This is a genomic window from Neisseria basseii (assembly GCF_962707005.1).
In the GTDB taxonomy this organism is placed as follows: Bacteria; Pseudomonadota; Gammaproteobacteria; order Burkholderiales; family Neisseriaceae; genus Neisseria; species Neisseria bergeri.
Window position 1 is genome coordinate 1 of sequence record NZ_CAUIXH010000017.1, and the last position, 14,998, is coordinate 14,998.

Genomic DNA, 14,998 nt, shown 5'->3' on the forward strand with positions numbered 1-14,998 from the left:
TGGGTTTTTTTTGGTTTTTTTTTTTTTTGGGGGGGGGCAGGGTGGGATTGGTGTGATGACGAAATATAAGTTTCCCGTCATTCCCACGAAAGTGGGAATCTAGAAACTCAAAGCTGCAAGAATTTATCAGAAATGACTGAAACTCAACGAACCCGGATTCCCACTTTTGTGGGAATGACGGAGGAGGAGTTGCTGTTTTCCCGATAAATGCCCGCAATCTCAAATCCCGTCATTCCCCAAAAACAAAAAATCAAAAACAGAAATTTCGTCATTCCCGCACAGGCGGGAATCCGGAAACTCAAAGTTGCAAGAATTTATTAGAAATGGCTGAAACTCAACGAACCCGGATTCCCACTTTCGTGGGAATGACGCGGAAAAGTTGGCTGTGGGGCGGGAATGGCGGGCTGAAGCCCACCCTACGTCCCGCCCTACGGAACGTTGAACCGTCATTCCCGCGCAGGCGGGAATCCAGTTTTGTCGGCGCGGAAACTTATCGGATAAAACGGTTTCTTTAGATTTTACGTTCTGGATTCCCGCTTTCGCGGGAATGACGCGGGAAAGTTGCTGTGATTTCGGATAAATTTTCGCAACGCTTAATTTCCGTTTTACCCGATAAATACCCGCAACCTCAAATCCCGTCATTCCCGCAAAAACAAAAAAATCAAAAACAGCAATCCCGTCATTCCCGCGCAGGCGGGAATCTAGAGTTGTCGGTGCGGAAACTTATCGGGTAAAACGGTTTCTTTAGATTTTACGTTCTGGATTCCCACTTTCGTGGGAATGACGGGATGCGGGTTTCCGTGCAGATGGATTCGTCATTCCCGCGCAGGCGGGAATCCGGAAACTCAAAGCTGCAAGAATTTATTAGAAATGGCTGAAACTCAACGAACCTGGATTCCCACTTTCGTGGGAATGACGGAGGAGGGGTTGCTGTTTTCCCGATAAATGCCCGCAATCTCAAATCCCGTCATTCCCCAAAAACAAAAAAATCAAAAACAGAAATCCCGTCATTCCCGCGCAGGCGGGAATCCAGGTCTGTCGGTGCGGAAACTTATCGGGTAAAACGGTTTCTTTAGATTTTACGTTCTGGATTCCCGCTTTCGCGGGAATGACGCGGAAAAGTTTTCGTGCCGGTTTGAACCGGTGGGGATGGTGCGGGAATGACGGCGGAAAAGTGGGCTGTGGGGCGGGAATGACGGTATTTTTGTATTTAATATAAATTTGTATTCGATATAAAAATGCCGTCTGAAACGGCGGGGCGGGGTGTGGAAATGCCGTCTGAAGCGGTCAAACGACGTTTCAGACGGCATTTTTATGCCCGGTTATTTCCGGTAGCGGACGGCGCGGGACAGGATTTCTTCAATTTCCATCCACATAATTCCCCCTTACAGCAAACCGGGCTGTCCCAATGCAGGGTCGGTCGCGCGGGCAGCTTGTGCGTCTTCGACGGTCAGTCCGAGGGCTTTTGCCACGCCTTCGCCGTATGCCGGGTCGCAACGGTAGCAGTTGCGGATATGGCGGTATTTGATGAAGTCGGGCGCGTCGCCCATTGCGGCGGCGGTGTTGCCGAACAATGCCTGTTTCTGTGCGTCGCTCATCAGATTGAACAAGGCGCGCGGTTGGCTGAAGTAGTCGTCATCGTCTTGACGGTAGTCCCAGTGTGCCGCGTCGCCGTTGATTTTCAAAGGCGGTTCGGCGAAGTCGGGTTGTTGCTGCCATTGGCCGAAGCTGTTGGGTTCGTAGTGCGGCAGGCTGCCGTAGTTGCCGTCGGCGCGGCCTTGTCCGTCGCGCTGGTTGCTGTGTACGGGGCAACGCGGACGATTGACGGGGATTTGGCGGAAGTTCACACCCAAGCGGTAGCGTTGCGCGTCGGCGTAGTTGAACAAACGCGCCTGCAACATTTTGTCGGGGCTCGCGCCGACACCGGGAACGAGGTTGCTCGGTGCGAAAGCGGATTGTTCCACATCGGCGAAGAAGTTTTCGGGATTGCGGTTCAACTCGAATTCGCCCACTTCAATCAGCGGATAGTCTTTTTTCGGCCAAACTTTGGTCAAGTCAAACGGATGATAAGGTACTTTTTCCGCATCGGCTTCAGGCATCACTTGGATGTACATCGTCCATTTCGGAAACTCGCCGCGCTCGATGGCTTCGTACAGGTCGCGCTGATGGCTTTCACGGTCGTCGGCGATGATTTTTGCAGCTTCTTCGTTGGTCAGGTTTTTAATACCTTGTTGGCTGCGGAAATGGAATTTCACCCAGAAACGTTCGCCCGCTTCGTTCCAGAAGCTGTAAGTATGCGAACCGAAGCCGTGCATATGGCGGTAGCTGGCAGGGATACCGCGGTCGCTCATCACGATGGTAACTTGGTGCAACGCTTCGGGCAACAGCGTCCAGAAGTCCCAGTTGTTTGTTGCGGAACGCATATTGGTGCGCGGGTCGCGTTTGACGGCTTTGTTCAAGTCGGGGAACTTACGCGGATCGCGCAGGAAGAACACGGGCGTGTTGTTGCCGACCACATCCCAGTTGCCTTCTTCGGTATAGAATTTCAAGGCAAAGCCTCGGATGTCGCGTTCCGCATCGGCTGCGCCGCGTTCGCCTGCCACGGTGGTGAAACGGGCGAACATCTCGGTTTTTTTGCCGACTTCGCTGAAGATTTTGGCGCGGGTGTATTTGGTGATGTCGTGCGTTACGGTAAACGTACCGAACGCGCCCGAACCTTTGGCGTGCATACGGCGTTCGGGGATGACTTCGCGTACGAAGTCGGCGAGTTTTTCATTCAGCCACAAATCCTGCGCCAGCAGAGGGCCGCGCGGACCGGCGGTCAGGCTGTTTTGATTGTCGGCAACGGGCGCGCCGTTGTTCATGGTCAGATGGGTTACGGGGCATTTGGAGGCAGTCATCGCTCTTGTTCCTTTTCTCGGGTTGGTCAAATGGGGGGGTAAACGGCTTACAGTACGATTTGGCGGAAAGCGTATTCGTAACCGGTTTCTTGATTGCAATAAATTTCTTGAATCGACATTTTGTTTTCCTTTTTTAAAAACTATGGATGCGACTATACGCCAAGATTTTCGCTATTAAAACTATGAAATCGATTTAATATTGTTATAAGCAATCGGTTTTTGATTTCCGTTTGTTTTTTGTTATCGGACAGAACCCGAACCCGCCCATTAAAACCATTTATAATGCAATGACGCTTTGCGGCATTTTTTTGCGCCGGCAGGCTGAAAATAACAATTTCCCCCACATTATCATGACCTTACTCGGAATAAAGCTCAAACAGACCCAGCAGCTCGACCAGCGGCTGCAACAATCTTTGCGCGTATTGCAGATGTCGGGTATCGAACTTGAACGCGAGGTCGAGGACTGGCTGTCGGACAATCCCCTGCTCGAACGCAAAGACACGGATGAATTTTCCGATGCCGGGTTTTCCCATTACACCGCGCCCGCGCGTCAAATCGGCGGAGACGAAGGCGAAGATATGCTGTCCAACATCGCCGGCGAAGAAGATTTCAAGCAATACCTGCACGCGCAGGTTTGCGAACACCCGCTTTCCGACCAAGAAGCCGCCTGCGTCCACATCCTCATCGATTTCCTTGACGAGCAGGGTTATCTGACCGACAGCATTGAAGACATCCTCGACCATACGCCCTTGGAGTGGATGTTGGATGAGGCGATGCTGAAACAAGCCCTGACCGCATTGAAAAAATTTGACCCGGCAGGCGTAGCCGCCGCCGATTTGACCGAATCGCTGATATTGCAGATAGAAAGATTGGGCGAATGCGCCGCCAAAACCGCCGCCCTGCATATCGTCCGAAACGCCCTCGACAGCATTGACGGCAACCGCAGCCAAACCCTCGCGCGAATAAAAAAACACCTTCCCCAAACCGACAGCGGCACACTCGAAGCCGCACTCGACCTCATTGCTTCGCTCAATCCCTTTCCCGCCGCCGGTTTTGCCTCGTCCACGCCCACGCCGTATATCCGCCCGGATGTCTGGGTTGAGGAAAGTAAAGACGGCTGGACGGTCAGTTTCAACGAAGACTCCCTGCCTCCTCTGCAAATGAACAGCGAATATTGCGAACTGATGCCGTCTGAAGGTCTCTCGCCCGAATGGAAGGAAAAAATCAGCGAAGCCAGACAACGTATCGATTCGCTCGAATTGAGGAAGGCAACCGTCGTTCTCCTTGCCGAATACATCGTTAAACATCAGGCAGACTTTTTCACTTTTGGCGAAATCGGACTCGTCCCCCTGCTGATGAAAGATGCCGCCGCCGAATTGGGTGTGGCAGAAAGTACCGTTTCACGAGCCGCCAACCAAAAATATTTGTCTTGCCCGCGCGGAGTGTTTGCGCTACGCTATTTCTTCACGCAGGCAGTTCAAATGGAAGAAGGCAAAGAAGCCGTCAGCCAACACGCCGTTAAAGCCGCACTCTCCCAGCTTGTCGGCAGCGAAGACAAACGCAAGCCCTATTCTGACGAGGCACTCGCCAACCTGCTGGCTTTCCGCGGTATGGAGGTTTCCCGCCGCACCATTGCCAAATACAGAGAATCCCTTGAGATTCCGGCAGCACACAAACGCAAAACCGCAGAATAATTTTTCAACACAATGCTACAACCCGTTTTTCCGTTCCGTCGCCGACGGACAGAACCCACCGAAGGAGCTGTATCATGAATCTGAAAATCACCGGTCTGAATTTTGACGTTACCGAAGCCATCAAAAACCATGTTTCCAAGAAACTGGAGCGCATCAACCGCCACGCTTCGGACATCATTTCTATAACTGTAACGCTGTCTGTGGAAAAAGCCGGCCATAAGGCCGAGGCAGACGTACACCTTGCCGGTAAAGACCTGCACGTCGAGTCCGACGGTCAGGACATGTATGCCGCCATCGACACCCTTACAGACAAACTTGACCGCGCCGTATTGAAACACAAAGAAAAAATCGGCGAAGTCCGCAACTAACCGAATCGGCAAAATGCCGTCTGAAACAGATTTCCGTTTCAGACGGCATTGTTTATCCTGCATAACCAAACATGAAGCAAATCCGCCTTATCTTGAACCGGTTTTGATGCTCAACTCCATGAACTTTTTAACGATAGCTTAAGGTTATCGTTAAAAGGTATTACCTCGACAAACTGGGATTTATCTTTTTTATTCATCCAAAGCGTTGTAAAGCTTGTCCATAATTACAGAAAGGGCTTCTGGAATTCCTTCATCCCAGTCTGGACTTTCAAGAATTTCACCATCTAACGCCTTAAACATTATTTCTGGTATTTTTGATTTTGCTTTACTATCGTCATATCCTTTTGTCCAATCATGTCCTCTAGAATATAAATCGTTAGTCGGATTAAATGCATAAATTTGATCATTATAAAAATCAGAAAGATAGTTTGTTTCAATGGTATCTAAAATATCATAATCTTCTAAGCCCCATGAATATTTTTCTTCGCATTCTTTTCTGTCCACACAGTTCTCTTTATAAAAATCAGGTGCCATGTACCAGTACAAATAAAGGATTGTGCCTCTGTCAGTATCTGGCTGATCAACTATCCACTGGATTACTTTTTTAGAATTATCAAAGTTCCAACTTATTGCTAATAGCTGTCTTTCTTTCGGAGTATTTTTCTTAAGAAAATCAATAATAAGCTCTGTGCTTAATTTCTCAAATTCATCGTCATCAATTTTGACTTCGTCCCATTCAAAATCGTCATTGAGAATATCACTTATCGTTAACATACTGTACCTCCTAAAATTTCGATTTGTAACTATCTTTTTTTGAACAAATATCTGTCATTTACTATCAGAACCCGTGAAATTATATCGTAATTATTTTAATACACTATTCAATTACCAGCTCTACATAATCCCCATCTTCCTTATTGTATACATGCTTATTTACGATATATACCTCTGCACAACCTGTTCCGAAAACCTTTAAAGATGCAATGCATCAGTTAAGACGGCTGCAATAAGAAAACGGGATGCAAATCCGCATCCCGTTCCGTTTTACTTCCAAGCCCCTGCAACGGCTTGCGCTTCCTTCAGACGGCATACCGTGCCGACATCCAGCCACAAGCCCGTATGCTTCTGTCCGCTCACGCGGTTTTGCCGCATTTCGTTCCGCAATACGGGCGCGAGTTTCGCCACACTGCCCGCTTCGATGCCTCCGAACATTTCAGGACGGTAAATACCCACGCCGCTGAATGTCAATCCGTTGCCGCCGGATACTTCCGGACGCACGCTGCCGTCGGGCAGCAGGGAAAAATCGCCGTCGGGGTTGTGCGGCGGATTTTCCACCAGCCACAAATGTGCGGAAATGTGCTCGGGCAGGGACGATGCCTTCCGGTGCACCGCTGCAAAATCAATATCGGTCAGCACATCGCCATTGACAACCAAAAACGGGGCATCGCCCAACAGCGGCAATGCCCGTGCGATACCGCCTGCCGTTTCCAAACCACCTGCGGGTTCGGGCGAATAGGCGATGTTCACGCCATAAGCCGAGCCGTCGCCCAAAGCATCTTCTATCTGCCGACCCAGCCAAGCGTGGTTGATGACGATTTCGGTAAACCCTGCCTGCTTCAGACGGCATAAGTGCCAACCGATTAGGGGCTTACCCGCCACATCGAGCAGCGGCTTCGGAGTGGTATCGGTCAAAGGGCGCATACGCTCGCCGCGTCCTGCCGCCAGTATCATCGCTTTCATATATATATCTGTCCGAATATCAGTCTAAAGATCTAAACTAAAGATCTAAACTGCCGTCTGAAATAAAGCAGCGCCGGACGTTTGCCCACGCAATTTTTAATTTCGTCGAGCCTGACGTAAAACACAAAATGCGTGCCGATTTCATGTTGGCCGACAATATGCCCGTGCAGGTGCGCCAACGCTCCTTCTATTTCAGGTTGTCCGGTTTTACCGTGATGCCAAATATGATAGGCAAAACGTTCTTCGGGCGAAAGATTGGTCAATCCGGCAAAATGTTCGGCCACATCCTGATGTTCGTCTGCCAACGTATTGATGCACAGGCTGCCGTTTTCCGACAGGATCGGAATGATACGGGCTTTACGGTTGATACACAGCATCACGGTTGGAGGCTCATCCGTAACCGGTGTAACCGCAGTCATCGTGATGCCGTAACGTCCTGCCGATCCCTCTGTCGTAATGACATGAACACCTGCCGCGCAAGATGCCATCGCATCACGGAACGAAGTTTGAAAAGTTTTCTGCAAATCCGCCATTTTTCCCCTTTAAACTGTCCCCTATATAAGAATGCTGCACACAAGGCATCCCCCATGTGCAGCAGTTCTGATTCAAAAAGCCGTCGGTCGGACGTTTCCGCGCGTTACGGCGTATTACGAGTTCAACGCATCCTCGATTTTGGCAAGTTCTGCCAACAGGTCTTTAAGCAGCAGCATTTTCTCGCGGCCCAGCACTTCCTCGATAGCGTCGTAACGCTCGTCCACCTCTTCGCCGATTTCTTCATACAGCTTCTCGCCCTCGGCAGTCAGCTTCAGAAAAACGCGGCGTTGGTCGTTGGAAGGTTTCAGGCGGACAACCAAACCCGCTTTCTCAAGGCGGGTCAGGATACCGGTCAGGCTGGGGCGCAGAATACACGCCTGATTCGCCAAATCTTGAAAGTCCAGCGTGCCGTTTTCCGCCAAAAGACGGATAATCCGCCATTGCTGATCGGTAATATTCGCCTGATTCAGAATAGGCCTGAATTGGGTCATCAGGGCTTCCCTTGCCTGTATCAGACCGATATTGATAGACGCATGTTTTGATTGGGTAGGCATTGTTCAAGTCTCCAAGTTATCGAAAATCAAACTTTCAAACCGTCGGGAAAGCCTGTGGGCGTAAATTTTGATGCAACCGTTATATAACAAAACGAACATATAGCAACAATACTCTATAAACCGCATCGGACGACTGGGTATAAAAGACTTTAATTCCGATAATCCTATCTAAAAATATTTTAATAGTTATATCTTAATCTATTTTTCCCACAATCACAACAAGGGATTACATCGGCAGGCGCGCCGGCTCTTTCCCAAAAAACAAAAGCCGCCGCATCCGCCGCGCAAGGCATATTCCGTTTGATTCTCTACATAGTGCAAAGTTTAACAAAAACAAAGGTTAACCGAAAACATCCGCCTGAAAAATTCGTGCGCGCAAGCCCCAATAACTGCTGATTCCCGTCGTATAGTGAACCATTTTCCCATTTTTGACCAAAACGACGGCAGGCGTTGCGACAATCCGCCAAGACCTTGCCAAACCCCCGTCCTCATCGTTGACAGTCGGAAAGCCCAAGCCGCGTTTTGCCATATACGCCGCCACTTCGGACGCGCTGCCGGAACGTACCGCCACGCCGACGACCGGCACGCCGTCCGCCGCCAAATCATCGATTATCGGCGACTGATAACGGCACACGCCGCACCAGCTCCCCCAAAAATACACCAAAACCGCCTTATCCCGGCTAAACTGTCCCAAAGTCAGCCGCTGCCCCGACAGCAGGGTCAAAGGCCGCCCTGCCGCACCGGCAGGTTCGTCGGGCTTGCGTACCCAATCCAAAAACAGCGACACCAATAAAAACACCAATGCCGTCTGAACGGCAAATTTGATGCCCGAAAGCAGTTTTTTCTTCATACAACCTCCCAAACAGTACGGAAACGCTGTTGTCGGCGATTGACAGGCAAACAAAAAGCCAAGTCTTAAAACTTGGCTTTCGGCTATCTGGTGGGTCGTGAGCGATTCGAACGCTCGACCAACGGATTAAAAGTCCGCTGCTCTACCGACTGAGCTAACGACCCGATAAGCCGTGCATTATACAACTCCTTTCCCCACCGTCAAGCAATTTTTACAGACTTAATTGCAGACTGCTGTTTGCACGAGATATTTTGGCAACGGATTTTCACAATCCGACCCATGCCGTGTAAAAGTTCGCACAAGAAAAAAGCAAACTGCCCAAAATCATGTACACTTTCCGTCTATCTTCCTCTCACCCAACTTGCGAACAGAGGCACACATCATGAATATACAAAACATCCGTACACTCCTTGAAACTGTCAGTATTCCGAATACAGCACGCACACTCGGCAGCGAAAAGGCCGTCCGATCGGTCGAACAGCATTCAGACGGCATCCATATCGCCCTGCATTTCGGTTTCCCTGTCGCGCACATTGCCTCAGAAACAGCCGACCGCATACAGGAAATCCTGATGCCGCTGACAGGCGACACACACATCCATCTGTCCATAGACACCGAAATCGGCACACACAAAGTCCAGCCCGGCGTTACCACCATCAAAGGTGTGAAAAACATCATTGCCGTCGCCTCCGGCAAAGGCGGCGTGGGCAAATCAACAACCACCGCCAACCTTGCCGCCGCAATGGCGCGCATGGGCGCACGCGTCGGCGTACTCGATGCCGACCTTTACGGTCCGAGCCAGCCCACGATGCTGGGCGTACACGACCGCAAACCCGACCAGAAAAACCAAAAACTCATTCCCGTCGAATCTTCAGACGGCATACAGGTCATGTCTATCGGCTTTCTCGTCGATACCGACCAAGCCGTTGTTTGGCGCGGGCCGATGGTCAGCCAAGCCTTGCAGCAGCTGATGTTCCAAAGCGAGTGGGACGAAGTGGACTACCTGTTTATCGACCTGCCCCCGGGTACGGGCGACATCCAGCTCACGCTGTCCCAACGCATCCCCGTAACCGGATCGGTCATCGTAACCACGCCGCAGGATATCGCCCTGATAGACGCGCGCAAAGCCGTGGATATGTTCCGAAAAGTCAACATTCCGATTTTGGGCGTATTGGAAAATATGTCCGTCCACATCTGCACCAACTGCGGACACAGCGAAGCCCTGTTCGGCACGGACGGCGGCAAAGATTTAGCCGCACGCCTCAACGTCCCCCTGCTCGGACAGCTTCCCTTAAGCCTGCCCGTGCGCGAAGCAATGGACGGAGGGGCGGCGGCACAACTGTTCGACAAGCACCCCGCCATCGCCAAAATCTACACCGATGCCGCATTCCAAATCGCCCTGGGCATTGCCGACAAAGGCAAAGACTTCAGCAGCCGCTTCCCCAAAATCGTCGTCGAATAAAGCCCCGCCCGAAACCGCAACGCCGTCTGAAACCCCGCGCCTGCCGATATGCCGTCATTCCCGCGCAAGCGGGAATCCAGACCTGTCGGTGCGGAAACTTATCGGATAAAACAGTTTCTTTAGCGAGCCGTAAGGTGGACTGTAGGGTGGGCTTCAGCCCACCAATCCCATCAATCCCACATTTCCACCAACTCCGACAAAACCCCGTAACCGTTTCGGAATACCGGAAAACCGATACCGTCATTCCCGCGCAGGCGGGAATCCAAGTCTGTCGGCGCAGAAACTTATCGGATAAAACGGTTTCTTGAGATTTTACGTTCTAGATTCCCGCCTGCGCGGGAATGACGGTTCAGGTATTTTTATAGCAAGCCGTAGGGTGGGATGTAGGTTGCGCCGTAGGGTGGGCTTCAGCCCACCAATTTAACCGCATCAAAGTTTTTTGGGGAATAGGCGTGATTCGGCGAATCGGCAGACGTGGTTGGATTTGGATTTGACGGAATCGGCGTGATTGGTAACATTGGTGGAATCGGTGGGCTGAAGCCCACCCTACATCCCACCCTGCAACCCACCTACGCCCATCCTACGCATCCGCCATACAGCCCTGTTCCGATGCGGACAGATAAGGCGCGATGCCGCCGAAGGGCATCATATTCTTGGAATAGCGCATTAAAAAGAGTATGATAATGGAAACACAAAAGATTCCGGCAATGCCCGTGCGCCGTTCCCGTCCGTCATTCCCGCGCAGGCGGGAATCCAGACCCTTCGGCACGGAAACTTATCGGATACAACGGTTTCTTGAGATTTTGCGTTCTGGATTCCCACTTTCGTGGGAATGACGGGATGTAGGTTCGTAAGAATAACGGTTTAGGTATTTTTATAGAAAGCTGTAGGGTGGGCTTCAGCCCACCAATCCCGCCGATTCCGCCAACTCCGACAAAACCCCACAACCGTTTCGGAATGCCGTCAAACAGATACCGTCATTCCCACACAGGCAGGAATCTGAATTTGTCCGCACAGAAACTGATACTCCGTCATTCCCGCGAAAGCGGGAATCCAGGTCTGTCGGTGCGGAAACTTATCGGATAAAACGGTTTCTTGAGATTTTACGTTCTGGATTCCCACTTTCGTGGGAATGACGCGGTACAGGTTTCCGTGCGGATGGATTCGTCATTACCGCGAAAGCGGGAATCCAGGTCTGTCGGTGCGGAAACTTATCGGATAAAACGGTTTCTTGAGATTTTACGTTCTGGATTCCCACTTTCGTGGGAATGACGGAATGTAGGTTCGTAGGAATGACGGTTTAGGTATTTTTATAGAAAGCCGTAGGATAGGCTGTAGGGTGGGCTTCAGCCCACCAATCCCGCCGATTCCGCCAACCTTGCCGACAAAACCCCGCAACCGTTTCGGAATGCCGTCAAACCGATACCGTCATTCCCGCGTAGGCGGGAATCCGGACTCGTCCGCACGGAAACTTATGCGCCGTCATTCCCGCGAAAGCGGGAATCCAGGTCTGTCGGTGCAGGAACTTATCGGGTAAAACGGTTTCTTGAGATTCCGCATCCTAGATTCCCACTTTCGTGGGAATGACGGGATGTAGGTTTGTGGGAATGACGGCGGCGGAATCGGCGGGATTAATGGATTTGGTTGGATTGGTGGGCTGAAGCCCGCCCTGCGAAGCACACTGCGCCCGCCCTGCAAAACCCACGAAACACCCTGCGAAACATATGTTTCGACACGCAGGGCGACACATAAAGCGTCGCCCTATGTGCCGCCCCGATTCGGAAGGGGTTGCGCCCCTCCCAAACAAAGTCTGATTCTGCCGCCGCGAAGGACGGATGTCCAAGTGGCGGGGTTTCACCCAAAAAGGAAAACGGAAAAGGAAAACGACATGAAAAAAACACCCAAACGGCACTTGCTCCGCCATACTGCGGTTTATACCGCGATGATTTTGGCGGCTTCGTCCCAACAAGCGTTCGGTGCGGCAGACACGCAAACTTGGAATTTTATCGTTGACGACTACGGAAGAGTGGAAGGTCGGAAAATACCGGGTCAGCCGGGGGTACGCAGCGGTCAGAAAGTAACCGATACGTCTAAACCGGGCTCTGTAAAAGCATTATGTGTGAGCTTGGGGATTACGCCGGGTTCTAGTCAATGTAATTTCCTTGCCGTGCTGACTAACGAATTTACCTACTCAAACTACGACACGCTGCTTGCGGGCAAAACCGGGAAATTGACATTCGGCGGTGGCGGCGCGCCCTTATGGGGTAAAGTCTCCGGCCTCGATGCCGACAATATGGAGGGGCGCAAAACCAATGACTGGCTGACAACCACACACAAAGGAAAGATGGGTTACGATTTCGACGGGTTAAGCTGCGACCTCGGAAATAATCTTTCCATATCGACGGGTCAGAGCCGCCAGTGTCCCGACCTGCCTTTCCGGTTTTATTTCAACTTTACCAACAGTTTGCTCGATACTACACCAGTAGCAACCAGCCCTGATAACCTTCCGATATACAAGCTGAAAAATCATCCGTGGTTGGGTATTTCATTCCAACTGGGCGTATCGGAACTGAAAAATGGTAAGGCGGAAGAAACTTGGGTAATTGGTCAGGACAACATTAATGTATCTACTCTCATTCTTCAGCCGAATGGTCAGAGGAGCAATGGTCGCGCCTTCGTTATGCGAGCCAAGCTGCACAAACTGGCAGACCCGGCAGGAGACAGTATCCAGGCGCAGGAAATCAAACTGGGTGAAATCCATATGCCTAAATTTACCTTCTTTCCGAAAAACCAGGCAGGCCAAGTGGGTAGGACTGCGTCCAAATACATAGTGGAGGACAAAGGCCATATCGACGTAAAACTCCAGCTCCCGAGCATAGGCGCGGGCGGCTGTACGCGGGCGCAATATACCAACACCGCCCCGGACGGCGGACAATACGCCATCGTCGCCCCAGCCCCTTTGGGCGCGGGTTTCCCGGGCAAGGCGGCGGCGGTCGTTACTGATCCCAAGTCGGCAAGCAGCCGCATCCTCTTTTACACCTTGGATAAAAACAATAAGAAAAACGGCGGCGCGGATTATCTGCCAAGCAAAGGTTTTACCGAACCCGTCTTTGCCGGACGCAAGGCGGCAATCCGCTTGGCAAACGGCGTATCCTTGAGCGACAGCAATATTAACGGCATTACGAATAGCACATTCGGTATCGGCGATAATGGGAATAATCAGCAAGAGTGGAAAGACGTGTTATTGCGCTGGACCGACAGGCGCGATGCAAACGACGATCAGTTTAAGCATTTTAATGGCGCGATAGATGCCGACACACGTGGCAAACTGTATAGCCAGCAATACCGCATCCGCGACAACAGCAAGCGCGATTTGGGCGACATCGTCAACAGCCCGGTAACGGCGGTCGGCGACTATCTGGCAACCGCCGCCAACGACGGGATGGTGCATATCTTCAAAAAAAGCGGCGGCGGCTACAATCTGAAGCTCAGCTACATCCCCGGTGAAATGCCGCGCAAAGATTTGGATAACCAAGATTCCGATTTGGCAAAAGACCTGCACAATTTTGCCAACGAAAACTACACGGGCGGCTTGTACGGCGTGGACGGCGGCTTTGTCTTGCGCCAAGTCGGAAGCCGCGTGTTTATGTTCGGCGCGATGGGTCAGGGCGGCAAAGGCGCGTATGCCTTGGATTTGACCAAAGCCGAAAGCAACCAGACCGGCGTTTCCCTGTTTGATGTACAAGGCAACGGATTGGGCTACACCGTCGGCACGCCGCAAATCGGCAAAACCCACAACGGCAAATACGCCGCCTTCCTCGCCTCCGGTTATGCGACTAAAGACATTGACAGCCAAGAAAATCAAACCGCGCTGTATGTGTATGATTTGGAAAGCAGCGGCACGCTGATTAAAAAAATCGATGTACCCGACGGCAAGGGTGGGCTTTCGTCCCCCACGCTTGTCGATACGGACTTGGACGGCACGGTCGATATCGCCTATGCCGGCGACCGGGGCGGCAAGATGTACCGCTTTGATTTGGGCGGCAACGACCCGACCAGATGGTCTGCACGCGCCATTTTCAACGGCACAAAACCGATTACTTCCGCGCCCGCCGTTTCCCAACTGAAAGACAAACGCGTCGTCATCTTCGGCACGGGCAGCGATTTGACTGAGGATGATGTGGCAAGCCAAGAAATCCAACACGTTTACGGTATCTTTGATAACGATACGGAATCTTTGCCGGCAGAAGACGGATTGGGCAAAGGGCTGCTTGAGCAAGTGCTGACAAAAGACGGCAACAATACGCTGTTCTTGAGCGACTACAAAAGGTCTGACGGCTCGGGCGACAAGGGCTGGGTAGTGAAATTGCAGCCCGGACAGCGCGTTACCGTCAAACCGACCGTGGTATTGCGTACCGCCTTTGTAACCATCCGCAACTACAATGCCAACGGCTGCGGCGCGGAAACGGCATTCTTGGGCATCAATACCGCCGACGGCGGCAAGCTGACGAAGAAAAGCGCGCGCCCCGTCGTACCGGATAACCGCGTGGCAAAAAAAGTCGGCGAGAAAAAAGACGCAAAAGGCAACAATATCCCCGTGGGCTGTATGGAAAAAGGCACTGAAACCGTCTGCCCGAGCGGATATGTTTATCCGAAACTGCTGACCGCAAGCTATTTGGACAGCCAAAAAACAAACGATCACCCGACAACGGCAGACGGCGACGCGGGCGGCAGCGGCAATGACAACACCCCCTTCCAAAAATCCGGCAACCGCTGCTTCTTCAGCAAAGGCGTGCACACGCTGCTGATGAACGATATGTCCGACTTGGACGTTGCCGGCCCGATCTGCAATATGAAACGGGTAAGCTGGCGCGAAGTCTTCTTCTGACCCGCCCG

General features: G+C 51.7%; 11 protein-coding genes and 1 tRNA gene. 4 read left to right on the forward strand and 8 right to left on the reverse strand.

Going from position 1 to position 14,998, the window contains the following annotated elements:
* Positions 1 to 1,385 precede the first annotated feature (1,385 nt).
* The gene (gene katA, locus Q9I99_RS08575) at positions 1,386 to 2,900 is read right to left on the reverse strand and encodes a catalase KatA (RefSeq protein ID WP_301666773.1); all 1,515 of its coding nucleotides are present in this window, start codon (positions 2,898 to 2,900) and stop codon (positions 1,386 to 1,388) included.
* A gap of 350 nt (positions 2,901 to 3,250) precedes the next feature.
* On the opposite strand from katA, the gene rpoN reads away from it, so the two are divergent.
* Together rpoN and hpf are read left to right on the forward strand one after the other, a co-directional pair.
* On the forward strand, positions 3,251 to 4,594 hold the full coding sequence (gene rpoN, locus Q9I99_RS08580; protein ID WP_301666772.1) for an RNA polymerase factor sigma-54: 1,344 nt from the start codon (positions 3,251 to 3,253) through the stop codon (positions 4,592 to 4,594).
* 74 nt (positions 4,595 to 4,668) lie between these two features.
* Positions 4,669 to 4,962, forward strand: coding sequence for a ribosome hibernation-promoting factor, HPF/YfiA family (gene hpf / locus Q9I99_RS08585; protein WP_025457848.1), 294 nt, complete (start codon positions 4,669 to 4,671; stop codon positions 4,960 to 4,962).
* 189 nt (positions 4,963 to 5,151) lie between these two features.
* Here the strand turns inward: hpf and Q9I99_RS08590 are convergent, their stop codons facing one another.
* The 6 genes from Q9I99_RS08590 to Q9I99_RS08615 form a co-directional block, all read right to left on the reverse strand.
* Positions 5,152 to 5,736, reverse strand: coding sequence for a DUF4274 domain-containing protein (locus Q9I99_RS08590; protein WP_301666771.1), 585 nt, complete (start codon positions 5,734 to 5,736; stop codon positions 5,152 to 5,154).
* A 270-nt stretch (positions 5,737 to 6,006) separates the two neighbouring features.
* Positions 6,007 to 6,702, reverse strand: a complete 696-nt coding sequence (gene murU, locus Q9I99_RS08595) for an N-acetylmuramate alpha-1-phosphate uridylyltransferase MurU (RefSeq protein ID WP_301666770.1) — start codon at positions 6,700 to 6,702, stop codon at positions 6,007 to 6,009.
* A 32-nt stretch (positions 6,703 to 6,734) separates the two neighbouring features.
* Positions 6,735 to 7,235, reverse strand: coding sequence for a 4-hydroxyphenylacetate 3-monooxygenase, reductase component (hpaC, locus tag Q9I99_RS08600; protein ID WP_301666769.1), 501 nt, complete (start codon positions 7,233 to 7,235; stop codon positions 6,735 to 6,737).
* Between the two features lie 114 nt (positions 7,236 to 7,349).
* Complete coding sequence (gene nadR / locus Q9I99_RS08605; protein ID WP_002214596.1) at positions 7,350 to 7,790, reverse strand: MarR family adhesin repressor NadR; 441 nt, start codon at positions 7,788 to 7,790, stop codon at positions 7,350 to 7,352.
* A gap of 340 nt (positions 7,791 to 8,130) precedes the next feature.
* Entirely contained in the window at positions 8,131 to 8,640 is a 510-nt protein-coding gene (locus Q9I99_RS08610) for a protein disulfide oxidoreductase (RefSeq protein WP_118822614.1), read from the reverse strand.
* Positions 8,641 to 8,728: 88 nt separating this feature from the next.
* Positions 8,729 to 8,804: transfer RNA gene (locus tag Q9I99_RS08615), tRNA-Lys, on the reverse strand.
* A gap of 218 nt (positions 8,805 to 9,022) precedes the next feature.
* On the opposite strand from Q9I99_RS08615, the gene apbC reads away from it, so the two are divergent.
* Positions 9,023 to 10,102, forward strand: a complete 1,080-nt coding sequence (gene apbC, locus Q9I99_RS08620) for an iron-sulfur cluster carrier protein ApbC (RefSeq protein ID WP_301666768.1) — start codon at positions 9,023 to 9,025, stop codon at positions 10,100 to 10,102.
* Positions 10,103 to 10,682: 580 nt separating this feature from the next.
* On the opposite strand, the gene Q9I99_RS08625 is transcribed toward apbC, so the two are convergent.
* Positions 10,683 to 10,871 (reverse strand): hypothetical protein, encoded by a 189-nt coding sequence (locus Q9I99_RS08625; protein WP_301666767.1) that lies wholly within the window; start codon positions 10,869 to 10,871, stop codon positions 10,683 to 10,685.
* A 1,119-nt stretch (positions 10,872 to 11,990) separates the two neighbouring features.
* Here Q9I99_RS08625 and pilC point away from each other — a divergent pair.
* Positions 11,991 to 14,990, forward strand: a complete 3,000-nt coding sequence (gene pilC, locus Q9I99_RS08630; protein WP_301666766.1) for a PilC family type IV pilus tip adhesin — start codon at positions 11,991 to 11,993, stop codon at positions 14,988 to 14,990.
* Positions 14,991 to 14,998: the final 8 nt, after the last annotated feature.